This is a genomic window from Pseudohaliea sp. (assembly GCF_054552115.1).
In genome coordinates this window covers 116,769-139,927 of the sequence record NZ_JBTOLW010000005.1, presented here as the reverse complement: position 1 = coordinate 139,927, position 23,159 = coordinate 116,769, and the positions used below count along the sequence as shown (strand labels likewise).

Genomic DNA, 23,159 nt, shown 5'->3' with positions numbered 1-23,159 from the left:
TCGTTCAGGAATGCCGCCGCATCATGGCAGGCAGGTTGAACAGGAGGATGCAACCATGAAGAAGACCCTGCTTGCCCTTGCTCTCAGCGTCCCGGGCCTCGCCCTGGCACAATCCCACAGCACTGTCATCGATGCTCCCGTGGTGTCCGCGCAGCCGATTGTCGAGGTCGTCACCGAGCGCATTCCCCACGAGACCTGCCGCGCCGAGCGCGTGCGCGTGGTAGAGCGCGGCCGCAACCGCTCGGCGACGCCGGCGATCCTCGGCGCGGTGCTCGGCGGCACCCTCGGCGGGGCCATTGGCGATGACACGGGGCACCAGGGTGTTATCGCCGGCGCCGGCGCAGTCCTCGGGGCTTCCGTTGGCAACGACATCGGCCGGCGCCAGCAGCGCGACGACGGCTACTATGTCACCGAGGATGTGTGCAGCGTGGAGTATGAGCTGCGGGAGCGCGAGCGGGTCAGTGGCTATCGCGTCAGCTACCGCTATGGCGATACCATCTACGAGACGCGCACGGCCCGCGATCCCGGTGCCACGATCCCGGTCCGTGTGGAGCTGAAACCGCTGCCCTGAGCCCCCGGCCCCGGGGACAGCCCGCCGCTGGAACACGCCCATGCTCCCTCGCTGGCTCTGCCTGCCCCTGCTTGTCACCGCGCTGCTCGCGGGCAGCGCCGGCCTCCGCGCCGACGACGACGGTCTCGAAGCCTGGCAGGAACGCATCCTGCGGGCCCTCGAGCGTGGCCGCGACGAGCGCGAAGACGACCGGGAGCGCGGCCGCGAGCGGGAAAACGGCGCGCCGGCGCGCCAGTCCCTCGTGGCGCCGGCCGGGGGCGACCCCGGTGCGCGCGCAGCCGTGGCGGAAGCCCAGCGGCGCTACGGCGGCCGTGCGCTTGCCGTCGGTCGCTCCCGTGACGGCTACCGGGTAAGGCTCCTGCGCGAGGATGGCCGCGTGACGACCGTGACCATCGAGGACTGAGCGGTGCGCCTGCTCATCGTCGAGGACGACGTGCGCCTGCGCGAACGCCTCGCCGGCCATTTCCGGGCTGCGGGCTTCGTTGTCGACGAAGCGCCGGACGGCCGCGAGGCGGCCTGGCTCGCCAGCGAGTACCCCTGCGATATCGCCATCGTCGACCTGGGCCTGCCCGATATCGAGGGCATGGAACTCATCCGGCGCTGGCGCGACGAGGGGCTCGCCATGCCTATCCTCATCCTCACGGCCCGCGCCGACTGGCAGGACAAGGTCGGCGGGCTGGAGGCCGGCGCCGACGACTATGTCACCAAGCCCTTCTACCTTGAGGAGGTAGAGGCGCGGTTGCGCGCGCTGCTGCGCCGGGTCGAGGGACGGCGGTCGAGCGTGGCGGACTACGGACCGCTGCGCATCGACTTCAGCGCCCGCCGCGTGTGCCGCGGGGAGGAGGAACTGAGCCTGACCGCCTATGAGTACAACACGCTGGCCTATCTCGCCCACCGGGCCGGCGAGGTGATCTCGCGCAGCGAACTGCTCGATCACCTCTACGACCACGACCACGACCGTGACGGCAACGTCATCGAGCAGTTCGTGGCTCGCCTGCGCCGCAAGCTCGATCCGGAGGGCGGCCTGGCGCCGATCGAGACAGTGCGCGGTGCCGGCTACCGCTTCACCCTGGACCGCTCGAGCGCATGACCAGGCAGCCCCTGTCCCTCGCTGCGCGCCTGTTCCTCGCCTCGGCACTGCTCCTGCCGCTCGCCCTGGGAATCACCGGGTGGTCCCTCGAGCGCGCGCACCGGCTGGCTCTCGACGCCGCCGCCGGCGAGCGGCTGCAGCTCCAGGTGCTGGCGTTGCTCGCGCAGGCCGATTACGACGGCGGTATCACGCTGCCCCTGGTGCCCCTCGAGCCCCGGCTCGCCCAACCGAACTCGGGGCTCTATGCGCTGGTCACGGACGGCAGCGGCGAGCCGCTCTGGCTGTCGCCCTCCGCTGCGCTGCTGCCGCAGCCGCTGGCTGCGCTCACCGCAGGCGTTCCCGAGCTGGCGCCGGGGCAGCGGCATCGGTCTGAGCGCGAGGGACTGCTGCGCCATGCCTACCAGGTTCTCTGGGAAACGGACGACGGTGCCGCGGTACCCCTGCGCTTCTCCGTCGCCGAGAGCACCGGGCCCCGGGATGCGGATATCGCCGCCTACCGGCGCAGCCTGTGGCTGTGGCTGGGCGCGACGATCCTTGCGCTGCTGGCCGTTCAGGGCCTGATCCTGGCCTGGGGTCTTCGCCCGCTGGCGCGGCTGGCGGGGGATATCGCCCGGATCGAGGCCGGCGAGACCGCGCGCCTCGAGGGGCCGTGGCCGCGGGAAGTCCGCCCGGTGACGGAAAACCTGCAGCTGCTGCTCAGCGGGGAACAGCAACGGCGGGAGCGCATGCGCAACACGCTGGCGGACCTTGCCCACAGCCTGAAGACGCCGCTCGCGGTGCTGCGTAACGCCGCGCCCGGGGACAGCGCCTACCCGCGGCTCCTCGACGAGCAGCTCGAGCGCATGGAGCAGGTGATCGGCTGGCACCTGCAGCGTGCAGCGGGAGGCAGTAGCCGGCTGCTGCAGCGCGTGGCGGTGGCGCCGGTGCTTGCGCGGCTGCGCACGACGCTCCTCAAGGTCTACGCGGACCGGCAGCTGGCGCTGGAGACGCACTGCCCGGCGGGCGCGAGTTTCCGCGGTGACGAACGCGACCTCATGGAGCTGCTCGGCAATCTGCTCGATAACGCCTGCAAGTACGCACAGAGCCGTGTGCGCATCACCGTGGCTGGTGGCAGCGGCGGCGGCAGCCTGTCCCTCACGGTGGAAGACGACGGTGCGGGCATCTCGCCGGAACTGCGCGACCTGCTCCTGCATCGCGGCGCCCGGGCGGATACGCGCCGGGAGGGGCAGGGTATCGGGCTGGCGGTCGTGCTGGAAATCGTCAACGCACAGCGGGGCGAGCTGGCGCTCGAGGATAGCGAGCTCGGCGGCGCCCGGGTGCGTGTGTGCCTGCCGTGAGTGCCCTGTCAGACCGGGTGCCCGGCGCAGCGTGGGCAAAGCAAGCCGTGATGCGATGGCTTGCGAAGCGCCTGCCCGCGGCGCTGCTGCTGGCCGCGCTCGTGTCCGGCGCTGTCGCGGATGACTACGCAGCGGGCGAAGCCGCCTGGCAGCGCGGCGAGTACACGGCGGCGATCGCACTCTGGCAGCCGCTGGCCGATGATGGCCACCCCCGTGCGCAATTTGCCCTGGGCATTGCCTACGAGCGGGGGCAGGGTGTCGTGCCGAGTGCTGCGACGGCAGCCCGCTGGTACCGTCGCGCCGCTGCCCGGGGGCTGGCAGATGCGGAGTACAATCTCGCCCTGCTCTACCTCGACGGCCGCGGTGTGGAGCAGGACCTCAAGCAGACCGTCCGCCTGTTTCGCGCCGCGGCGGAGCGCGGCCACCTTCCCGCGCAGGTGAACCTTGCCTATTCCTACGAGCAGGGCAGCGGTGTGGCGCAGGACCGGTCGGTCGCCGCCGCCTGGTACGCGCGGGCGGCCATGGCGGGCAACCGCGAGGCCTGGCGCCGCTTCACTGACCTGCGCGAGGCCGGCGTACGCCCGGCGGTGCTTCCCGCCCTGTCCGAGGCGCCGCCGGAGCCGGTGGTGGAGGCGCCCGCGCCAGCATCGCCGGCGCGCCGGGATGGGGCCATGGGGGAGGACACGGTAACGGAAGCCCCGGTGGCGGAGGCAGCCACCGGGGAGCCGACCTCGCCGGCCGGGGCGGCGGACCTTGCCGGCAGCTACCGTCTGCGCCTCGCGGCCTACCGCGAATCCGCCAATGCGGAACGCGGCTGGCGTACGCTCCTCGCGCGGCACGGTGCCGTCCTTGCGGGTCTGCAGCACGAGCTGGTACCGGTGGTACTCGGGGAGCGGGGCCGGTTCCTGCGCCTCGAGGCGGGACCGTTTGCGTCACTCGCCGCGGCCCGGGCGGCCTGCGAGGCGATCCGCGATCGCGGCGACGACTGCCTCGCGCTTGCACCCGCGCGCGCGGGCGCCTCAGATGACGCCGTGCAGTGAGCCGCGGTCTCCGGCTGCGACCTGCACATGGTTGCGCCCGGCTTCCTTCGCCGCATAGAGCGCCCGGTCCGCGTCATCCAGGAGGCTCTGCCAGTGGTTCCCGGCGCCCGGCAGGCAGTCGGCGATACCGATGCTGATGGTGATCCGGTCCGCCGCAGGAGAGTGTTCGTGCACGAGATGCCGGGCGGCGACCGCGGCGCGCAGGTCCTCCATGAAGCCCGCGGCGGCCCTCGCTTCCGTAAGCGGCATGACCGCCGCAAACTCCTCGCCGCCGTAGCGGGCGACGAGGTCCGTGCTGCGGCGCAGGTGCATGGCCAGCGCCTGCGCCACGGCGCGGAGACACTTGTCACCCTCGCCGTGGCCGTAGTTGTCGTTGTACGGCTTGAAAAAGTCGATGTCGATGATCGCGACGGCCAGGGGTTCCCTTAGGCGCGCGCACATGTGCCAGCTCTCGTTGAGCTTGCGCTCCAGGGCACGGCGATTCGGCAGGCCGGTCAGCGCATCGAGCTCCGCCAGCTGTTCCAGCTTGCGGTTGGCCTCGGCGAGCTCCCGCGTGCGCTCGTCCACGGTCGCCTGGAGGTGTCTCTCCTGGGCTTCCATCCATGCCTTGCGCAGCGCGTGGGTGAGCATCTGCCGGTAGAGAAGCAGTATCATCAACGCTCCCGTGCCCAGGAGAATGCGCTTGCTGGGCACGTCCTTGAGCAGTACCTCGAAGAAAAGCGCGCTGAGCACCGCGGCCATCATGGCAACGCTCACCGGAGACAGGTCGATCTGGCTGTGTTGCTGCGCCGCCGGTGTCGGGTGCAGGCTCGCTGCGCGCCCGTAGCGAAGGCCCGTGGCGAGCATGCCGATGGTGGCGGTGCTGTAGAGCAGTTCGGCCACGAGGAGCAGCGCAGTGCTTTGCTGGAGGTAGCGATGGATACCGAAGGCGCTGTCGGCGAGAAACAGTACAAGCACCGAGATGGCCAGCAGGCGGAAGGCCACGCGATTGGGCCCGAGGCGCGAGATCGGGAACTTCAGCAGCAGTGCCGAGAGGAGAGCCGCGTCTAGCACCGGGTAGCCGATCTCCAGCAGCGTTGCCAGCGTCGCCGGTGCTTCACTGGCGTTGCGGCTCGGCAGGAGAACGAATTCCCACAGGAGCAGGCCGAAGGCGCCGAGGGCGATGAGCAGGTCCGTCAGCATCATGCGCCGGGAAGTGAACACGGCGCCGTGCGTCGGCAGCCAGAGAATCGCCAGGCAGACGAGGGCATAGCTCACCTGGTTCAGAATGTCTGCCCAGGGTGCGCCCGGTGCCCGGTAGCTGCCCATGTCGGCCTGGAACAGCAGGCTGGACCAGGCACCCAGGGCGAGGGCACCGCAGAGGAGCGCCAGCGACGGCAGTGTCGGCGAGTTGTGCCCGCGAATGGCAGCAAAGGCGAGCGCCGCAGCGGCGAGCGCCTTGAGCAGCACCTGGGACCAGGGCGTCGGGAAGAAGGGTGCGAGAGCGCCGCCGAACGGCGCCGCGTGCAGCGCCGCGATGTTCAGTGACTGCCAGGCGATGACCGCTGCCAGGAAACCGGGGAGCCAGCGCGACAGCGGCGGATTGGCGTCGGGCGGGAACAGGGGCAAACGGCATCCCTTTTCGGGGTTTGCGCCCTAGTCTAGCGGCCCTGTGTCCCGGGGTATAGCGCGGCATCTTCCAGGTCCGCGGGACGATCGACATCGCGCAGCACTCCCGGATCATCGACCGGCAGTTCCCGTACCGCCGCCGTGTGGCGCAGGAGCAGGTCGCGGGCGCCGCGGTCGCCGTCGAGGGCGGCGAGTTCGGGCAGGAAGCGTGCGCCGAAGGCCACCGGGTGGCCGCGGCGACCGTCGTGGCAGGGAACGCAGATCAGAGCCGGCCCGGCGGCCCGCGCTACCGCCGCGATGCTCGCAGGGCGCAGCCACGGCATATCGCCGAGGGCGATCAGCACCGCATCCCAGGCCGGGAGCTGCCGTACGGCAGCTGCCAGGGTCGCTCCCATGCCCCGGCTTGCTTCGGCACAGCGGAGCGTGTCGATGGCGCGCAGGTTCAGCGCCTCCGCCAGGGCGCCGTCGCCAGGGCCCAGTGCGACGCGAAGCGGGAGGCCGGTTTCGGCAATGGCCGCGATGCTGCCGTCGAGTAGCTGCGTCCCGTCCGGGAGGCGCGCCCGGCGCTTGTCGCTGCCATAGCGGGTGCCGCGGCCGGCGGCGAGCAGGAGGACACCGACTTTCAACCTGTGCGCCTCAAGGTCCTTCCCTCAATGCTTGAGGTTCAATGTTCGCCGATGCCTGCGCAGGGGTCCGGACGCTCCGCCGCCGCGGTCACGGCGACGAAGTCCGCAAAGCCCGGTTGCGCTTCCGGGTAGTCGTCGGGGAAGGTGGCGTCGGGTCGACGCTCGACGAAAACGACCACTGCGATGCGGGCCTCGGGCCGCAAGCGTTCGAGAAAGCGTGGGACGGCCCGATCCCGCCGCGCGTGGCCCGCGCCGAGCACAAGCACGCCGCGCTCGCCGGCATGGACCTGGCGCCAGGCCATGTGTGCGTCCCGCGCAACCTGCACCTTCGCCATGGCCGGCAGCATCGACGCGGGCAATTTGCCGCAGTGGGCGTCAGCCAGTTCCCGCTCGAGCACGGCCTGCGCCGCCGCGTCGAGAACGCCGGCCGGATCGAGGGCGGCGATCGCCTCCGGCGGCAGCACCGCGTCATAGCCGGCTTCGGCGATGGCGAAGGCCTCGCGCCGGGGAAAGGACAGTGGAACGATGCGCCGGCCGCGCTCGAGCGCCGCCGCAAACACAGGCTCGTAGAGTCCCCAGGGTGGCCAGCCCGCGTCCGCCCAGGCCACCGCGTCCGGCAGTGCGGCCAGTGGGTCGTCGCTGGCCAGCGCCGCGTCGAGCCCCGCGGCCTGGGCGCTGTCCAGCTGCTCAAAGCCCACCGCGAGGTTCTCACCGGGAAAGCGCCGGAGCAGGTCCGCCTGGCCCAGGTGGTGTGCCGCGTTGTCGTGGATTTCCCCGAGCAGGAGATAGTCGGCGTCCGCCACCGCCGTGGCGAGGTCGTCGGTCGCAAGCCACTGCTCGCCGGCGACGGACCAGTAGCGGGCCGGGACGCTGCCTTCCCGCGGTGTGCCGCTGCAGGCGGCGACCAGGCCGCAAAGGCCCAGGATGACGGCACGGATGGCGAACGCGGCGGGGATGCGATGGGGCATGCGGGGCTCCGGCGGTGCGACGTCAGCGGATTACGGCTGAAACCGGCTATTGCTGAAACCGGCTATTGTAGCCGGCCTGCGGCGCGGGCGGTGCGTCGGGCCGGCGCGCGCTTCAGGGCTCGTGCAGCCCCGGGCTGATGGTGCTGGCCAGATCGCCCTTGTTGGCCTGGATCTCTTCCGGCGTCAGGCCGACGAGCTCGTGGGGGAACACCAGCCAGGCGTCTGTTTCGTGGACGTAGTAGTCCGGGGTGATATCGGTAACGTTCTTCGCCGGCTTGTACCAGGGGGTGGCGACGCGCATGGTCTCGGGCATGTTGCGCCGGGTCTTCGCGCGCAGCTTGTCGAAGATGGCGCGGATGCTGCGTCCCGAATCGAAGACATCGTCCACGAGCAGCACCTGGTGCTCGGCGTTGACGTTGTCGATGATGTAGTCGAGGCCGTGCACGCGCACCGTCTTGTCCTGCTTGTTGATGCCATAGTAGGACGAGGTGCGGATGGCGATGTGGTCCGTGTGGATACCGACGTACTCGAGGTACTCCTGGATAGCGATCCCGACCGGCGCACCGCCGCGCCAGACGCCGATGATGAAGTCCGGGCGGAAGCCGCTGTCATAGATCTTCTGGGCGAGGCGGAAGGAATCCAGCAGGAGGTCGTTCGCGGAAATGTAGACCTTGTCGTCCATGACCCTGTCTTCGCCCTAGCCGAGGAAGGCGAACTTTAGCACGAAGACTGCTGCCACCACATAGACCGCCGCCGGGCACTCGCGGCCGTGACCGGAGACGAGCTTGATCGCCGCGTAAGTGATGAAGCCGAGGCCGATGCCGTCCGCGATGGAGTAGGAGAGAGGGACCGCGAGCGAGGTGACCACAGCCGGCGTGGACTCGGTGACATTGGCCCAGTCAAGATCCTCGAGGGCGCGGGCCATGATGCAGGCGACGAAGAGAAGCGCCGCGCCGGTGGCGAAGGCCGGAATGCTCTGCGCCAGCGGGGCGATGAAGAGACAGAGCAGGAACAGGAGTGCGGTGGTGACCGAGGCCAGGCCCGTGCGGCCGCCGGCTTCGACGCCGGCGGCGCTCTCGATATAGCTGGTGGTGGAGGAGGTGCCGAGCAGCGCGCCGATCGCCGTGGCGCTGGAGTCGGCGAGCAGCGCCTTGCGCAGCCGCGGCAGGTGGCCGTTTTCGTCGAGCATGCCCGCGCGGTTGGCGACGCCCACGAGCGTCCCGGCCGTATCGAAGACATCCACCAGGAGCAGTGTCAGTATCACCGTGACCATGGACAGGTCGAAAGCGCCGGCGAGGTCCAGGGAAAGAAAGGTCGTGAGCGGTGGCGGCGCGGAAAAAACCCCCTGGAATTCGGCCGCGCCCGTGGACCAGCCGAGCACCGTGACCAGCAGCATGCCGATGACCACGGCGCCGGTGACCCGGCGGGCGGACAGGGCGGCGATGACCACGAAGCCGACGAGCAGCAGCGCTGCCGGCAGGGCCGCCAGGTTGCCGAGGGACACCAGTGTCGCCGGGTCGCGGACGATAATGTCGCTGCCGGTGAGGGCGATGATGCCGAGAAACAGGCCGATGCCGGCGGAGATGCCGAGCTTCAGGGAGCGCGGAATGGCGTTGATCAGCCACTCGCGTACGGGCAGTACGGACAGCAGGATGAAGATGATCCCCGAGATGAGCACGGCGCCGAGCGCGGTCTGCCACGCGTAGCCCATGCCCAGCACGATGCCGTAGGTGAAGAAGGCGTTCTGGCCCATGCCCGGGGCCTGCGCCACCGGGTAATTGGCATAGAGGCCCATGACCGCGGTGCCGATGGCGGCGGCGAGGCAGGTGGCGACGAAAACGGCACCGAAGTCCATGCCCGCCTCGGAGAGGATCGCCGGGTTGACGACGGTGATGTAGGCCATGGCAAGGAAGGTCGTGACACCCGCCATAAGCTCGCGGCGGACAGTGCTGCCCTGCGCCTCGATGCCGAAGCGCGTTTCCAGGAGCCCCGCCACGTCAGTGCCCGGCCGCGCTGCGCGAGGCGCTGTCGACCCGCGCCAGGTACTCGGTCTTGCGGCTGTCCGGGAGCCAGCTCACCGTGAAGGCGTTGCGCACGAGCTGCAGGACCTCGGCTTCCGTGAAGGCGGCTTCCCGGACCAGGGCCTCGAAGTTCTCGTTGAGATAGGCGCGGAAATAGGCGGGGTCGTCGGAGTTGATCGTGGCGCGCATGCCCTTCGCCAGCATCTGCCGGATCTCGTCGCCGGTCAGGCTCTGCACCACGAAGCGGTTCGACACCGGGCAGATCGTCAGGCCGAGGCCGCGCTCGACGATGGCGTCGCAGAGTGCCGGGTCCTCCAGGGCGTTGATCCCGTGGTCGATGCGGTCCACGCCGATGAGATCCAGGCACTCGCGGAGGTGGTCGAGAATGTCCTTCTGGTTCACGTCGCAGTGCATGGTCAGTTTGAGGCCGAGCGAGCGGGCGCGGGCAAAGACCTCGGCGAATTTTGACGGCGGGTTGTCTTTCTCGTCCGAGTCGAGGCCCACGCCGATGATGCGGTCGAGGAAGGGCTCGGCCGTGGCCAGGGTCTCGGCGGCGGACTCGGCACTCATGTCGCGCAGGAAGCAGAGCACGAGGTTGCTCTCCACCCCGAGCTTCTCCGCGGCATCGTGCTGGGCCCGGCTGATACCGTTGATCACTGTCTCGAAGGGCACGCCGCGTACCGTGTGTGCCTGTGGGTCGAAGAACGGCTCGACGTAAACGATGTTCTGCGCGGCGGCGCGGCGGAAGTAGTGCCAGGCCAGCTCGTAGAAGTCGGCCTCCTCGCGCAGCACGTTCATGGCGGCGTAGTAGATCTTCAGGAAGGAGGGCAGGTCGTGGAAATCGTAGGCCGCGACCACGTCCTCGGGACGCTCGTACTCCAGGGTGATGCCGTTGCGCCGGGCCAGGGCGAAGATGTGTTCCGGTTCCAGCGTGCCCTCGAGATGCACGTGCAGCTCTGCCTTGGGCAGGGCCTGGATGAAGTCTCTCATGACGGTCTCTCCGCGGTTGGCAGGTTGGAGCCGGGCCGCTGGCCGGGGTTCGGCATTACACCACCCCCGGTCGCGCTTCGGCAACGCCGGCCTCGGCAAGGGCCTGCGCAGCCCGCAGGCAGAGGTCCTCACGCCAGGGGGCGGCCACCAGCTGTACGCCAATGGGTAGTGTTTCCCCGGGCAGCCAGAGCGGCACGCTCACGACGGGTAGGCCGATGCAGGAGAACGGCTGGGTGAACAGGCCGAGGTTGGGCCGCAGCAGTTCCCGGCGTCCCGCGAGCTCGAGGTAGCGGGTTCCGTGGGGCGGCGCGGGGCAGGGCGTGCAGGGCGCTACCAGCAGGTCCGTGCGCCGGAACACCGCCGCCATCTCCTCGCGCCAGGCCCGGCGCGCGGCCTGCGCACGCAGATACCAGCTCGCGGGGAGGAGGGCGCCGGCAAGGAAACGGTCGCGGGTGTCCGGGTCGAAGTCATCGACGCGCTCGCGCAGGTGCCGGTCGTGGAGCGCCGCCCCCTCGGCGTTGGTGATCAGGTAGGCCGCGGCCCGGCCGGCAGCGGCGCCGGGCAGGGGCTCTTCCCCGCTCACGTCGAGTGCCGCGCAGACCCGGTCCACGGCGGCGCGGGCCTGTGGGTAGTCCGGGGCCGCTAGGAAGCCCCCGGCCCGCGCAACGCGCACACCGTCAAGCCCTGTCGCAAGGGTTGCGCCGGCCGGTTCGGGGACGCGGCGGGCGCAGGCCGGATCGCCCGCGTCAAAGCCCTGCAGCGCGTCGTAGACCAGGGCCAGGTCCGATACCGTCGCTGCGAGCGGCCCCACGTGGTCCAGGCTGTCGCAGAAGGGATAGGTGCCCGTGCGCGGCAGGCGGCCGTAGGTGGGCTTCAGGCCGAAGACGCCGCACAGCGACGCCGGCACGCGGATCGACCCGTTCGTGTCCGAACCGAGAGCGAACGGCACCAGGCCACCGCCGACGGCGGCCCCCGCACCGGAGGAAGAGCCGCCGGTCATACAGCCGGGATTGTGCGGGTTACGGCAGGGACCGTCGTGGACGTTCTCGCCCGTGAAGTCATAGGCGTATTCGCCCATGTGCAGGCTGCCGACCAGCACGGCGCCGGCGGCCTCCAGCCGCCGGACGAGTAGAGCATCTTCTGCCGCGGCCGGCAGGTCGCGGTTGATCAGGCTGCCGGCGGTGGTGGTGAGCCCGGCGACGTCGAAGAGGTTCTTCACCGCGAAGGGTACGCCGGCCAGGGGGCCGGGATCCTCGCCCGCAGCCAGGCGCCGGTCGATTGCTTCCGCCCGGCGCCTGGCGCGTTCGGCGACCACGGCGGTGAAGGCGTTGAGCGTGCCGTTGGCCGCGTCGACGCGGGCGAGGGCCTGCGCCACGGCGTCACTCGCGGTGATCTCACCGCGGCGCACCGTGCCGGCGAGGGCTCCGGCGTCGATCACGCCGCGCCCGGCCCGCCGCTGCCTGGCGCGGGGTCGAAGACCGGCGCGAGGCTGAGTGTCTCCCCGTCGCCTGCCAGCGGCTCCAGTGCCTCGAGCATGCGGCGTGCGTTGGCGAGATGCAGGCGCACACCCTCGCGGCAGTGGGCCGGGATCGTCAGCCCGGCCAGGCGGGCGAGGGCATCGAGTTCAGCATCGCTGATCGGGGTGTCATCCATGGCAAGGGGCCTGGTTCGCTGCGCGGGTCAGCCGCGGTACAGGGAAAAATAGCAAACTGCATGCCAGTGCACCTGGCTCCTCGCCGAAGTCACCGGCCGCGCCGGTCTCGAGGGGCCGGGGGCCCTGTTTCTCCAGTTCCTGCCCTCACCCCTGCAGCCGCTCGCATAACCGGGGCGCCGGAACGGAGCCAGGGCGGTAGGGGCGGATGCCGGAGAGTGCCCCCACAAAGCGTGTATCGGGGAGCGACTGGGGGCACTCTCCGGCATCCGATCCGGGAAACTGCGAAAAGGGACGAGCTTGAAGCGCCCGAGAATCATCCCGTACTCGCTCGGAACGGAATGGCAATAAAAAAAAGCCCTCTTGCGAGGGCTTGGAAGGCTGCATGGACCGGATGCAGTCGTTCAGGCCGCTAGAAGCGGTAGTCCACCTTGGCGACCCAGTGACGCGGGAGTTCCGGCAGGACGATCTGTGCGCCGAAGAGATTGGTGAAATTGGCCCGGAAGTACTCCTCGTCGGTGAGGTTCTTGCCCGTGAGGCTGAGCTTCCAGTTATCAGTCTCATAGCTGATGCCAGCATTGACCAGGGTGTAGGCCGGTAGTTCCACGACCTTCGAGAAGCTCGAATAGGTCGAATCGACGTCGATCACACTGGCGTTTACCGCCAGGCCATTGTCGAAGTCGTAGGTGGCCGTCGCCGAGAAGATATTTTCGGGGATACCCTGCTTCAGGCCCGCGACGTTGCCTTCTCCGCCCACGGGAATGAGACCGATGGCCTGGCCGCCATAGATGAGGGCCGGATTGATCTGAGGCATATCGCCGGCGCCGAAGAAGCTGAACTGTGTCCCGTTCTCCACGGCCGTTGCCATGGTCACCTCGACATTGGTCCAGGCGGCCGTGACCACGAGCTGCGGTGTGACTACCCAGCGAAGCTCGGCTTCATAGCCTTCTGTCTGCGTTGTCGCGTTGGTGACGATGTCCTGGGCATTGAAGTCCGTGCGCTCCTGCTCGTAGGCGGCCAGCGCAAAGTACAGCGTGTCGTCGAGATAGCTGCCCTTGATACCAAACTCGACGAGCTCGGAGACGTCCGTTGCCGTGCCGTCGCGGACGAGGGCGACCGGCAGGTCGCCCATCTGGCTGGCAACCACGGTCGACTGCTCCGAGATGGTCGCATAGGGTATGAGTCCCAGGGGTGTCGCCCAGCTGGCACTCACGGTCCAGGAGGTGATGTCGTCGCTGTCGGTAACAGTGACGATACCATTGGGGTTCGCTGCTACCAGGTCCGGATCGGGAGACAGCAAGCGGTTGAGGTCCGAGTTGGACTCCATATCAAGCCAGTCCTGGCGCAGCCCCAAGGTGATGTTGAGGCCGTTGTCCCAAACGAAGTCCCCCAGGAAGGCCAGGCCCCACATGGTGTAGTCGCCAAAGCGGTAGTCGTCGTAATCGGCGTCGATCTGCGTCGACAGCAGGCGTGTGTCCAGGGACGGATCACGCTCGGCGGCCGTCTGAGACAGGTCGCGCCGGTCGAAATATTCGTTGGCGAAATCGTTGCCCCGTTCGAAATCCGTGTGTCGGACCGAAGGGGAGAACTGAAGGCTGGACGTCATGCCGTTGCCGTCGAGCGTGTAGGCAAAGATGAGCTTCTCCTCGAACACCCAGGTCTCGCCGCCCTGGGAGAAACCGTAGGCATTCTCGTTATTGTTCTCGAGGCTCTCATAGAAGAGCTGGTTGGTCACCTTGAGGCCGTTGTCCATCTCGTAGATGGCATCGAAGTAGAGCGTCAAGGTCTCGTTATCCAACTCGTCGTTGGGATCGACGAGTACGTTGCTCCGGCTGAGTGTGGTGGTGCCGGGGTTTTCGAGGGCACTCAGGGGGTTGAGGTCCTCCTCGGTGACAAAACTCGGGAAGAGGAAGAACTGTGAAATAGTCTGCCCATCGGGGCCGAAGGCGGCTGTTGCATTGTACTCCTGGTCCGAGATCTTGCCGTCACCGTCGGTATCCAGGGGCTGCGCTGTGCCGGTGACGTAAGTGCCGTTGTCGACAAGGTCCTGGGTCAGCCGGTTCCAACCGGCCACCTGGTTGCCGAGAAAATCGTGGTACATGGCCCCGAACTGCAGGTGCAGCCGCTCCGTGAGATCGACATCAAAGGCGGCCTGCAGAATCGTCTGCTCCGTCGCCGTGTTGTCATAGAAACTGTCGGAGTCCTCGTATTCGCCGTAGAGATAGTAGCCCGCGTTGTCCCCTATGGGCCCCCCAAGATCTCCCGCGAGGACCTGGCGGTCCCATTTCCCGGTGGTGTAGGAGAGGCCGCCGGTGTTCTCGTCAAGATACTCGCCGGAGCCGGCCCTCGCGGATTTGGGATTGAAGTTCAGGTAGCCGCCGACCTTGGCAGGCCCGTAGATCGGCGAGGCCGGGCCGCGCACGATATCGACCCGGTCCGCGGCGGCGATGGGCGTCGCGTAGTTGCCGGGGTTATCCACCCGGCGGATGCCGCGGAAATAGGTCTCACCGGCCGTGCCCCGGATATCCAGGGAGCCGGCGACGCCGAAGAAGGACTGGGTGAAAGTGCCCGGCGAAAAGGCTATCAACTCGTCGATATCGTTGACGTTGAAACGCTCCATCTGGTCGGCGCTGATCGTGGATACCGAGCGCGGCGTCTCCAGCAGCGATTTGCCGAAGCCGAAGACGTCGACATCCTCACCCGGCAGGCTGCGCAGGGAGCCGGTGACGACGATTTCCTCCAGGGCCGGGTTGTCCTGTCCCAGGGCCAGCAGGGGCTGGCCCGCGGCCAGGGTCGCGGTGATTGCCGCGGCCAGCGGCAGGCGTTTCGCGGGTACGTTCATGGTTTCTCCTCGACGAGTTCAGGCGGCCGCCGGCTCGGCCGGGGCCCGTTTGCGACGCTGTTGACCACGTTCTTGTGGCGTCGCAGTTTCAGCTGCTGCGCTTTCGCTTTCGCTCTACTTAGCAGAATTGATGCCAAGACCGCCGTTTTCCGGGGGCCGGGAGCGATTCACGTGAATGTGCCCTTGAATCAGGGAGTTGGCGCGGTCCGGGGCCGGTGCCGGGGCACGGCGGGCGGCGCGGGGAACGGTCGGGCTCCTCAGGCTGGCGCAGACGCACCGGAATGGTGCGTCGGCCGGGGGGAGGCGTCAACGCCCGCCTTGGGTACTTTTCCCGTCGTCGCCGTGGGCGAGGCGCCGCACGAGCTCGGCGTGCTCGGGGAAGGCCTCGGCCAGCTTGGCGGCGTCACCGAGGGTCATGTCGGCGTAGTCGAAACCGGGGCTCACCGCTTCGCTGATCAGGCCGTAGCCATGCGGGCCCTCGCCGAGGGACGACGCCTTCCAGATGCCGCCGGGGACCGTGAGCTGCAGGCGCTGACCCGCGGCCACGTCCTGGCCCATGACGACCGTCTCCAGCCGTCCATCCGGGTGCAGCAGGTAGTAGGTGATGGGGTCACCGAGCTGGAAGTAGTGGACGATGTCCGAGCGGTTGCGGTGAAAGTGGCCGGTGGGGGATTCGCGCGTCAGCAGGTAGAAGATCGAGGTCAGGCTGTAGCGTTCGCCCGCCGGGGTCTGCACCCGCGGGTGCTCCTCCGCGGCGTAGGTGCGGCGGAAATAACCGCCCTCCACGTGCGCCTCGAGGCCGAGTGCCTGCACCAGGTCCTCCACCGAGGGTGCGGCGGTGGTCGACGCTGCGGCGAGAGAGGTGGCCAGGATCGTGGAGGCCCCGCTGGCGCGGGGTCGGCGGGTGGAACCGGGCGCGCCGGGCCGGCGCCGGCGTGAGCTGTCAGTCATGGCGGCCCTCCTGGTCGGGATGGTGGTTTTCGTGCCAGTGCCGGGCGAGGTCCTCGCGCCGGCAGAGCCACACGTGGTCGTGTGCCTGCACATGGTCCAGGAAACGCTGCAGGGCCCGGAAGCGGCCGGGCCGTCCGGCGAGGCGGCAGTGCAGGCCGACGTTGAGCAGCCGGGGGCAGTGTTCGCCCTCGGCGTAGAGCACGTCGAAGGCGTCGCGAAGGTAGCTGAAGAACTGGTCGCCGCTGTTGAAGCCCTGGGCCGTGGCGAAGCGCATGTCATTCGTGTCCAGCGCGTAGGGGATGACCAGGTGCGGGCCGTGAGAGCCGTCGACCCAGTAGGGCAGGTCGTCAGCGTAGGAGTCCGAGTCGTAGAGGAAACCGCCGGCCTCCAGCAGCAGGTGCCGTGTATTCGGGCTGTCCCGGCCCGTGTACCAGCCCAACGGCCTTGCCCCCGTGAGTTCCTCGTGCCAGGCGATGGCACGCTGCATGTGCTCGCGCTCGACCGCTGCCGGCACCTGCTGGTAGCTGATCCAGCGCAGGCCGTGGCAGGCGATTTCCCACTCCGCCTCGCGCATGGCGGCCACGGCCTCCGGGTTGCGGGCAATCGCGCTGGTGACCGCGAACACCGTCACCGGCACCCGCCGGCGCGTGAACAGCCGGTGCAGGCGCCAGAAGCCGGCGCGGCTGCCATACTCGTAGAGCGACTCCATGCTCATGTGCCGGTCCGGGTAGGCTTCGGCGCCGATGATCTCCGAGAGGAAGGTCTCGGAGGCCGGGTCGCCGTGCAGGACGCAGTTTTCCCCGCCCTCTTCGATATTGACCACGAACTGCACGGCGATGCGCGCGTGGCCGGGCAGGCGGAAGCCCGGCGGGTGCTGGCCGTAGCCGCGCAGGTCTCGGGGGTAGGGATCGGTCACGGGTTGCTGTCTCCTTCGGGGTTCCCCCCCGGGGAAGGCAAGTACCATACCATCGTGGCGCCGGGGCCGTCGCCGCCCTCGCTGCACTCTGCCGGCGCAGAGTGCCCTGCGCTGGTGCGAGGGGTGTCGCCGCCGTGCCATAATCGCGGTGTTCCCGCGCCGGGGGTGCCGGTGGCATTCTTCTTGCTCGCTGCCCCCTGTGCTACGCCGCTCATGCTGGAGACTCTCCGTGACTGAACGACACACCTCGCCAACGCCGCCCCGCCGGCGCCGTGGCTGGGCCGGCGGGCTGTGCCTCGCGGCCGCCGCGCTCCTCGCCCTGCTCGCCGGGGGCGCCGGCGCGGCGGTGCCGCCGCCGGCGGTCGACACCGGGGCGTGGTTCGAGCGCTTCAAGACCGAGGCGACCGACGAGGAGCTCTACCGCTTCCTCTATGCCATGCCCAAGGGCGGCGACCTCCACAACCACCTCTCCGGGTCTGTCCTCGACGACTGGTTCTACGAGCTCGCCCTGGCCCAGGCCGAGCGCGGCTATCATTTCTACACGCGGGTTCGCATCGACAATTGCCGGCCCTATGGCGGCGATGCCTTCGGCCCCGCCCCGTACCTGCTGCTGTTCCTTACGCTGCAGGAGAGCAGCTGGGAGCAGCTATCGCCCTGCGAGCGGGGGGAGTTCGAGCGTCTCGAGGACCTCGACGCCGGCCAGCGCCGGGCCTGGCTGGACAGCATGGTGCTGGACAAGGCCCACGAGGGCCGGGACGAGTTCTTCCAAACCCACTGGCAGCGCATGGGCGATCTCTACCTGAACCCCTACTTCACGGCCGATGCGCTCGTCCGCAACATGCAGGCCTTCGGGCGCGAGGGCCTGCTCTACCTGGAGACGATGATCGGCGTGCTCGGTTACCTCCGTCCCGACGGCAGCCGCTTTCCGCCCGACGCGGTAGCGGCCATCTATCGTGATCGCCTGCGCGAGGCGGATGCGGCGGCGACGGGCGTCGCGGTGAAGCTGCAGGTGGCGATCCTGCGCTTTGCGCCGAACGCCGAGGAGATGCTGCGCACGCTTTATGCCTTCGTGGCGCGCAACCGCGATCTCTTCGTCGCGGTCAACATGGTCGGGCGCGAGGACAACGACAAGGGTCACCCGCTGCGCTTCCTGGACACGCTCCGGGCACTGCGCCGCGAGCACCATGGGGTGCGCCTGTCCATCCACGCGGGCGAGGTGGACGAGCCCAACCACCACGTGCGCGATACCCTGCTGCTCGGCGCGGATCGCATCGGCCACGGGATCAACCTCATCACGGACCCGCACACGCTGCGCCTCATGCGTCACGGCCCCTATCTCGTGGAGATCAACCTGATCTCGAATCTCCTGCTGGAATACGTCGATGACTACGCGCAGCATCCCTTTCCCGAGTATCTGCGCACCGGCGTCCCGGTGGCCTTGTCCACCGACGATCGCGGCATGTGGGACTCGAACCTGACCGATGAGTTCTTCGTCGCCGTGCGCGAGTTCAACCTGTCCTGGGAGGAACTGGTCCTGCTCTCGCGCAACAGCCTGAGCTACAGCTTTGCCCCGGAGCCCCTGAAGGCGGCGCTCCTGAGCCGCTACGCGCTGCGCCTCGCGAACTTCGAGCGAGCCCTGGCCGGCGACCCGGCGGCAGTGCTCGCCACCGACGCGCGCAGCCACGGCTTCCTCTGCCGCCGCTATGCGCTCTGCGAGCTCGCCCCCGCATCCACCCGAACCGAGGAGACCCCATGAGCCGTTCTTCTTTTGTGGCACCCGCCCTGGCGCTGTGCTTCGGTGCCCTGCTTGCCCTGCCCGCCGCGCTGGCCGCGCCCGCCACGCCGGCGCCGAAGGAGGTCCGCGCCGTACTGGTGACCATGTTCGAGATCGGCGAGGACCGGGGCGACCAGGCCGGGGAGTTCCAGCTCTGGCTGGAGCGCCGGGAGCTTACCGAGCGGATCGCTTTCCCGGCGCACCACGACCTGTATTACGACCCGGCGTCGAAGTTGCTCGTCATGGTAACCGGTATCGGCACCGCCAAGGCCGCGGCGTCGGTGATGATGCTGGGCATGGACCCGCGCTTCGATCTCACCCGCGCCTACTGGCTGGTCGCCGGCATCTCCGGCGTCGATCCGGAGGACGCCTCCATCGGTTCGGCCGCCTGGGCCGAGTACCTCGTGGACGGCGACCTTGCGCACGAGATCGATCCCCGGGAGATGCCGGAGGACTGGAAGTACGGCTACCTCGCGCGCTACACGGACGAGCCCTTCGATGCCGACCGGCCGGAGCCGACCGGCGAGCTGTTCCGCCTGAACCCCGCACTGACGGAGTGGGCCTACCAGCTGACAAAGGACATCGCGCTGCCGGACTATGAGTCCCTGGCCGGGACCCGCGAGCGTTACACGGAGCACCCGAAGGCGCAGAAGCCGCCCTTCGTTCTCAAGGGGGACAACCTGGCCGCACTGACCTTCTGGCACGGCGAGATTCTCAACGACTGGGCCAATGACTGGGTCGACTACTGGACCGACGGTGAGGGGGAATTCGTGACGTCCGCCATGGAGGAAACGGGCACGATGCAGTCCATTACCTGGCTCGACCGTGCCGGCCGTGTCGACCGCGACCGGGTGATGGTGCTGCGCACCGCGAGCAACTACACCATGCCGCCGCCCGGGGTCAGTGCCGCCGAGAATCTCCTCGCCGAGAACGAGGGCTACGCGGGGCTGGACGCGTCCCTGGAGTCCGCCTACCTGGTCGGTTCGCGGGTCATCGATACGCTCCTCGCGAACTGGGATCGCTACGGCCCGCGCCCGCCGACGCCCGCTGATCTCGCCAGCCCGTGAGCCATCCTCAGGTCGCGTTCAGCGCGCCGCACGCCACCGCGGCGCGGATCGGCCAGGCGCTCCTCGAGGACGGCGCCTCCGCGATCGATGCGATGATCGCCGCCTCGGCGGCGATCAGCGTCGTGTACCCGCACATGAACAGCCTCGGTGGTGACGGTTTCTGGCTGCTGCAGGCCCCGGGGGAGAACCCGGTCGCGATCGACGCCTGTGGCTTCAGCGCCGCCCTCGCCACGCCCGAGTGGTACGCGGCGCAGGGGCTCGACGGGGTGCCGGCGCGCGGCGGCCCGGCGGCGCTCTGCCTGGGCGGTACCCTGGACGGCTGGCGCGAGGCCCGCGGCTGCGCCGCCGAGTATGGCTACCCGGCTCGCCCCCTCGCCGAACTGCTGGCGCCGGCCGCGGCGCTCGCCCGCGATGGCATCACGGTTACCGCCAGCCTCGCCGCGGCGAGCGCCAAGGTACAGCCGGTGCTCGCCGATGCCGCCGCCTACCAGGCCGTGTACTGCCCGCAGGGCCGTCCCCTGGCCGCCGGCGAGCAGCTCGCCAACCCCGGTCTCGCCCGCTTTCTCGAGCGGGTCGCCGTCGAGGGCACGGAGTCGGTCTACCGCGGGGCGCTGGCGACGGAGCTGGCCGGCTGGCTTGCGGAGCAGGGCAGCCCCCTGCGCCGGGACGATTTCGCCGCCTATCGCGCGCGCCGGGTCACGCCGCTCACCGCCCGCCTCGCCGGGGCACGTGTGTTCAACCTGCCGGCGCCGACCCAGGGCATCGCCTCGCTGCTGATCCTCGCCATCCACGACGCCTGGCGCCGGGCGCACCCCTCGCCGTCCGAGCTCGAGGCCGTGCACGCGCTGGTGGAGGCCACGAAGCGCGCCTTCACGGTACGCGATGCGGAGGTTGCGGACCCGTCGCGGCTCTCCGAGCGCTGGCCCGGGCTGCTCGAGCCGGCGGCGCTGCGCCGGCATGCGGCGGCGATCGACGACTCGAGTGCCAGTCCCTGGCCGCAGCGCGCGGAGCACGGCGACACGGTCTGGATGGGCGCCCTGGACCGCGAGGGCTGCCTGGTCAGCTTCATCCAGAGCCTCTACTGGGAGTTCGGCGCCGGTCTGGTACACCCGGACTACGGCCTCAGCTGGAACAACCGCGGCCTCGGCTTCAGCCGCAACCCGGCGGACCGCAACGCCCTCGGGCCGCGGCGCAAGCCGCGACACACGCTCAACCCGGCGCTGGCGCTCTTCGACGACGGCCGGCGCCTGGCCTACGGCACCATGGGCGGGGAGGGGCAACCGCAAACCCAGGCGGCGCTGTTCACGCGTTACCACTACGGCGGTGAGCCTCTCGCCGAGGCGATTGCCCGAGGCCGCTGGCTCCTCGGCCGGACCTGGGGCGATGACAGCCAGGACCTCAAGCTCGAGGCGGACCTGTTCCCGCGGCTGGCGCCGGGGCTGCGCGCCCTCGGCCACGCGGTGCGCGAAGTGCCGGCACGGAGCGAACTCATGGGCCACGCCGGCGCCGTCTGCCAGGCGGCGGACGGGTCCGTGACCGCGGCGACGGACCCGCGCAGCGACGGCGCGGCGCCCGTCGGCCCGGCGGGGGCCGCCCCTTGAGCGGGCTGGTCGAGTGGCTGCCGGTGCTCGCCGCCCTGGCCGGCGCCGGCATCCTTGCCGGTATTCTCGCCGGCCTGCTCGGGGTCGGCGGTGGCATCGTCATCGTCCCGGTGCTGTTCCTCGTGTTCCAGTCGCTGGGCATTTCGCCGCCGTCGGCGATGCTCATCGCCACCAGCACGTCCCTGCTGACTATCGTTCCCACCAGCATCGCCTCGGCGCGGGCGCACCACGCCCGCGGCAACGTCGATCTCGCACTCTTCCGCGCCTGGCTGCCGGCGATGGTGGCGGGCGTGGTGCTCGGCAGTGTCACGGCGTCGCTCGTCAACGGTCTGCTGCTTACCGGCGTCTTCGGCGTGGTGGCCGTTGCCATTGCCCTCAACAACATCTTCCGCCCGAACGCGCCGCCACTGCGCGACAGCCTGCCGGCGCGACCCTGGCAGTGGCTGATCGCCGCGGTGATCGGCGGTATCTCGGTGATGATGGGCATCGGCGGTGGCACCCTGGGGGTCACCGCCATGACCGCCTTCAACGTGGTCGCCCACCGGGCGGTGGGCACTGCGGCGCTCTTCGGGCTGGTGATCGCGCTCCCGGGGGCGCTGCTCATGGTGGTGCTGCCCGAGACGCCGGCGGATGCGCCCGTCGGCACCTTTGGCGCGGTCAACCTGCCGGGCTTTCTCGCCATCGTGCCGATGACCATGCTGTTCGCGCCCCTGGGCGTCAGGATCGGCAGCGGTCTGTCGGGCCTGACGCTGAAAAGGGTTTTCTCGGTCTTCCTCCTCCTGGTGGGTGGCCGCATGCTGTGGCAGCTGGCCGCGCCGCTGCTCGCCCCGCTGACCTAGCCGTGGAGGGTGACCCGTGAATTTCGACGACCTGGCGCCCGCGCTGCGCTCGAGCTTCCTGCCTCCGCCTCGCCTGTTGATGGGCCCGGGGCCGATCACCTGCGACCCGCGCGTGCTGCGGGCGATGTCCCACCAGCTCGTGGGCCAGTTCGACCCGTCCATGACCGCCTGCATGAACCAGGCCATGGCCCTCTACCGCGGCGTCTTCCGCACGGAAAACCGCTGGACCTTCCTCGTCGACAGCACCGCGCGCGGTGGCATCGAGGCCTGCCTCGTGTCGCTGCTGGAGCCCGGCGACCGGGTGCTGGTGCCGGTCATGGGGCGCTTCGGCCAGCTGCTCACGGAGATCGCCGAGCGTTGCGGCGCGGAAGTCCATACGATCAGCGTCCCCTGGGGGGAAGTCTGCGACCCGGCGCAGCTTGCCGAGGCCCTGGACCGGGTTCGGCCGAAGCTCCTCGCCACGGTGCAGGGCGACACCTCGACCACCATGTGCCAGCCCCTCGACGAGTTCGGTCGCCTGTGCCGGGAGCGCGAGGTGCTGTTCTACTGCGACTGCACCGCGTCCATCGTCGGCAACCCCTTCGAGACCGATGCCTGGGGCCTCGACGCTGTTTCCGCGGGGCTGCAGAAGTGCCTGGGCGGACCGTCGGGCATCGCTCCGGTCACGCTGTCGGACCGCGCCGCTTCGCTCATTCGCGAGCGGCGCCACGTGGAGCGCGGCCTCCGCGCCGAGGGTGACGAGGACGCGGGGGGAGCGCGCATTCGCTCCAATTATTTTGACCTCGCCATGATCATGGATTACTGGAGCGAGGCCCGCCTGAACCATCACACGGAAGCCACCAGCATGCTCTACGGCGCCCGCGAATGCGCACGCATCGCGCTGGAGGAGGGCATCGACAACGCGGTGGAGCGGCACCGCGTCGCGGGGGCGGCCCTGGCCGCCGGCCTCGCGGCCATGGGCCTGCGCCTCTTCGGCGACCAGGCACACCGCATGCACAACGTGGTGGGCGTGTACATCCCCGACGGCGTCGATGGTGATGCGGTTCGCGGGCGCATGCTGACGGACTTCGGCATCGAGATCGGTACCTCCTTCGGGCCACTGCACGGCGTGATCTGGCGGATCGGCACCATGGGCTACAACGCCCGGCGGGACGCGGTACTCACGACCCTCGCCAGCCTCGAGCAGTGCCTGCGCCTCGAGGGCGTTGCCGCCCCGGCCGGCGAGGCCGTGGCCGCCGCTCTCGACGTGTTCGCCGCAGGCCGGTAG

The 23,159-nt window shown here is 69.5% G+C and carries 21 protein-coding genes; 10 read left to right on the top strand and 11 right to left on the bottom strand.

Features of this window, described 5'->3' with window-relative positions; translation table 11 throughout:
- Positions 1–55 precede the first annotated feature (55 nt).
- The 5 genes from ACX93N_RS04515 to ACX93N_RS04495 are packed head-to-tail and all read left to right on the top strand — an operon-like array spanning position 56 to position 4,038.
- Positions 56–571, top strand: coding sequence for a glycine zipper 2TM domain-containing protein (locus ACX93N_RS04515; RefSeq protein ID WP_459427201.1), 516 nt, complete (start codon positions 56–58; stop codon positions 569–571).
- A gap of 40 nt (positions 572–611) precedes the next feature.
- Complete coding sequence (locus ACX93N_RS04510; RefSeq protein WP_459427200.1) at positions 612–974, top strand: PepSY domain-containing protein; 363 nt, start codon at positions 612–614, stop codon at positions 972–974.
- A gap of 3 nt (positions 975–977) precedes the next feature.
- Positions 978–1,661, top strand: a complete 684-nt coding sequence (locus ACX93N_RS04505) for a response regulator (protein WP_459427199.1) — start codon at positions 978–980, stop codon at positions 1,659–1,661.
- Positions 1,658–2,998, top strand: a complete 1,341-nt coding sequence (locus tag ACX93N_RS04500) for an ATP-binding protein (protein ID WP_459427198.1) — start codon at positions 1,658–1,660, stop codon at positions 2,996–2,998. The genes ACX93N_RS04505 and ACX93N_RS04500 overlap by 4 nt, the downstream gene beginning before the upstream one ends.
- 50 nt (positions 2,999–3,048) lie before the next feature.
- The gene (locus ACX93N_RS04495) at positions 3,049–4,038 is read left to right on the top strand and encodes a tetratricopeptide repeat protein (RefSeq protein WP_459427213.1); all 990 of its coding nucleotides are present in this window, start codon (positions 3,049–3,051) and stop codon (positions 4,036–4,038) included.
- On the opposite strand, the gene ACX93N_RS04490 is transcribed toward ACX93N_RS04495, so the two are convergent.
- The 11 genes from ACX93N_RS04490 to puuE form a co-directional block, all read right to left on the bottom strand.
- Complete coding sequence (locus ACX93N_RS04490) at positions 4,018–5,646, bottom strand: GGDEF domain-containing protein (RefSeq protein WP_459427197.1); 1,629 nt, start codon at positions 5,644–5,646, stop codon at positions 4,018–4,020. The genes ACX93N_RS04495 and ACX93N_RS04490 overlap by 21 nt on opposite strands.
- Before the next feature lie 32 nt (positions 5,647–5,678).
- The gene (locus ACX93N_RS04485; protein ID WP_459427196.1) at positions 5,679–6,272 is read right to left on the bottom strand and encodes a nucleotidyltransferase family protein; all 594 of its coding nucleotides are present in this window, start codon (positions 6,270–6,272) and stop codon (positions 5,679–5,681) included.
- Between the two features lie 38 nt (positions 6,273–6,310).
- Positions 6,311–7,240: a ChaN family lipoprotein gene (locus ACX93N_RS04480; RefSeq protein WP_459427195.1), complete on the bottom strand. Its 930-nt coding sequence runs from the start codon at positions 7,238–7,240 to the stop codon at positions 6,311–6,313.
- 112 nt (positions 7,241–7,352) lie between these two features.
- Positions 7,353–7,922 (bottom strand): phosphoribosyltransferase, encoded by a 570-nt coding sequence (locus tag ACX93N_RS04475; RefSeq protein WP_459427194.1) that lies wholly within the window; start codon positions 7,920–7,922, stop codon positions 7,353–7,355.
- A gap of 15 nt (positions 7,923–7,937) precedes the next feature.
- Positions 7,938–9,170: an NCS2 family permease gene (locus ACX93N_RS04470; RefSeq protein ID WP_459427212.1), complete on the bottom strand. Its 1,233-nt coding sequence runs from the start codon at positions 9,168–9,170 to the stop codon at positions 7,938–7,940.
- 67 nt (positions 9,171–9,237) lie between these two features.
- On the bottom strand, positions 9,238–10,251 hold the full coding sequence (gene add, locus ACX93N_RS04465; protein WP_459427193.1) for an adenosine deaminase: 1,014 nt from the start codon (positions 10,249–10,251) through the stop codon (positions 9,238–9,240).
- A 55-nt stretch (positions 10,252–10,306) separates the two neighbouring features.
- A complete protein-coding gene (locus tag ACX93N_RS04460) occupies positions 10,307–11,689 on the bottom strand; it encodes an AtzE family amidohydrolase (protein ID WP_459427192.1) in 1,383 nt (460 codons plus the stop codon).
- Complete coding sequence (locus tag ACX93N_RS04455; protein WP_459427191.1) at positions 11,686–11,904, bottom strand: hypothetical protein; 219 nt, start codon at positions 11,902–11,904, stop codon at positions 11,686–11,688. The genes ACX93N_RS04460 and ACX93N_RS04455 overlap by 4 nt, the downstream gene beginning before the upstream one ends.
- A gap of 410 nt (positions 11,905–12,314) precedes the next feature.
- The gene (locus tag ACX93N_RS04450) at positions 12,315–14,744 is read right to left on the bottom strand and encodes a TonB-dependent siderophore receptor (RefSeq protein ID WP_459427190.1); all 2,430 of its coding nucleotides are present in this window, start codon (positions 14,742–14,744) and stop codon (positions 12,315–12,317) included.
- 306 nt (positions 14,745–15,050) lie between these two features.
- Positions 15,051–15,695, bottom strand: coding sequence for a cupin domain-containing protein (locus tag ACX93N_RS04445; protein WP_459427189.1), 645 nt, complete (start codon positions 15,693–15,695; stop codon positions 15,051–15,053).
- Entirely contained in the window at positions 15,688–16,611 is a 924-nt protein-coding gene (gene puuE, locus ACX93N_RS04440; RefSeq protein ID WP_459427188.1) for an allantoinase PuuE, read from the bottom strand. The genes ACX93N_RS04445 and puuE overlap by 8 nt, the downstream gene beginning before the upstream one ends.
- A gap of 229 nt (positions 16,612–16,840) precedes the next feature.
- Here puuE and ACX93N_RS04435 point away from each other — a divergent pair, with 229 nt between their 5' ends.
- The 5 genes from ACX93N_RS04435 to ACX93N_RS04415 are packed head-to-tail and all read left to right on the top strand — an operon-like array spanning position 16,841 to position 23,159.
- A complete protein-coding gene (locus tag ACX93N_RS04435; protein WP_459427187.1) occupies positions 16,841–18,367 on the top strand; it encodes an adenosine deaminase family protein in 1,527 nt (508 codons plus the stop codon).
- Positions 18,364–19,452 (top strand): purine nucleoside permease, encoded by a 1,089-nt coding sequence (locus tag ACX93N_RS04430; protein WP_459427186.1) that lies wholly within the window; start codon positions 18,364–18,366, stop codon positions 19,450–19,452. Before ACX93N_RS04435 ends, ACX93N_RS04430 begins: the two co-directional genes overlap by 4 nt.
- On the top strand, positions 19,449–21,053 hold the full coding sequence (locus ACX93N_RS04425) for a gamma-glutamyltransferase family protein (RefSeq protein ID WP_459427185.1): 1,605 nt from the start codon (positions 19,449–19,451) through the stop codon (positions 21,051–21,053). The genes ACX93N_RS04430 and ACX93N_RS04425 overlap by 4 nt, the downstream gene beginning before the upstream one ends.
- Positions 21,050–21,892, top strand: a complete 843-nt coding sequence (locus ACX93N_RS04420; protein WP_459427184.1) for a sulfite exporter TauE/SafE family protein — start codon at positions 21,050–21,052, stop codon at positions 21,890–21,892. The genes ACX93N_RS04425 and ACX93N_RS04420 overlap by 4 nt, the downstream gene beginning before the upstream one ends.
- 16 nt (positions 21,893–21,908) lie before the next feature.
- Positions 21,909–23,159 carry a pyridoxal-phosphate-dependent aminotransferase family protein gene (locus ACX93N_RS04415; protein ID WP_459427183.1) on the top strand — a complete coding sequence of 417 codons (1,251 nt, stop codon included), beginning with the start codon at positions 21,909–21,911 and terminating at the stop codon, positions 23,157–23,159.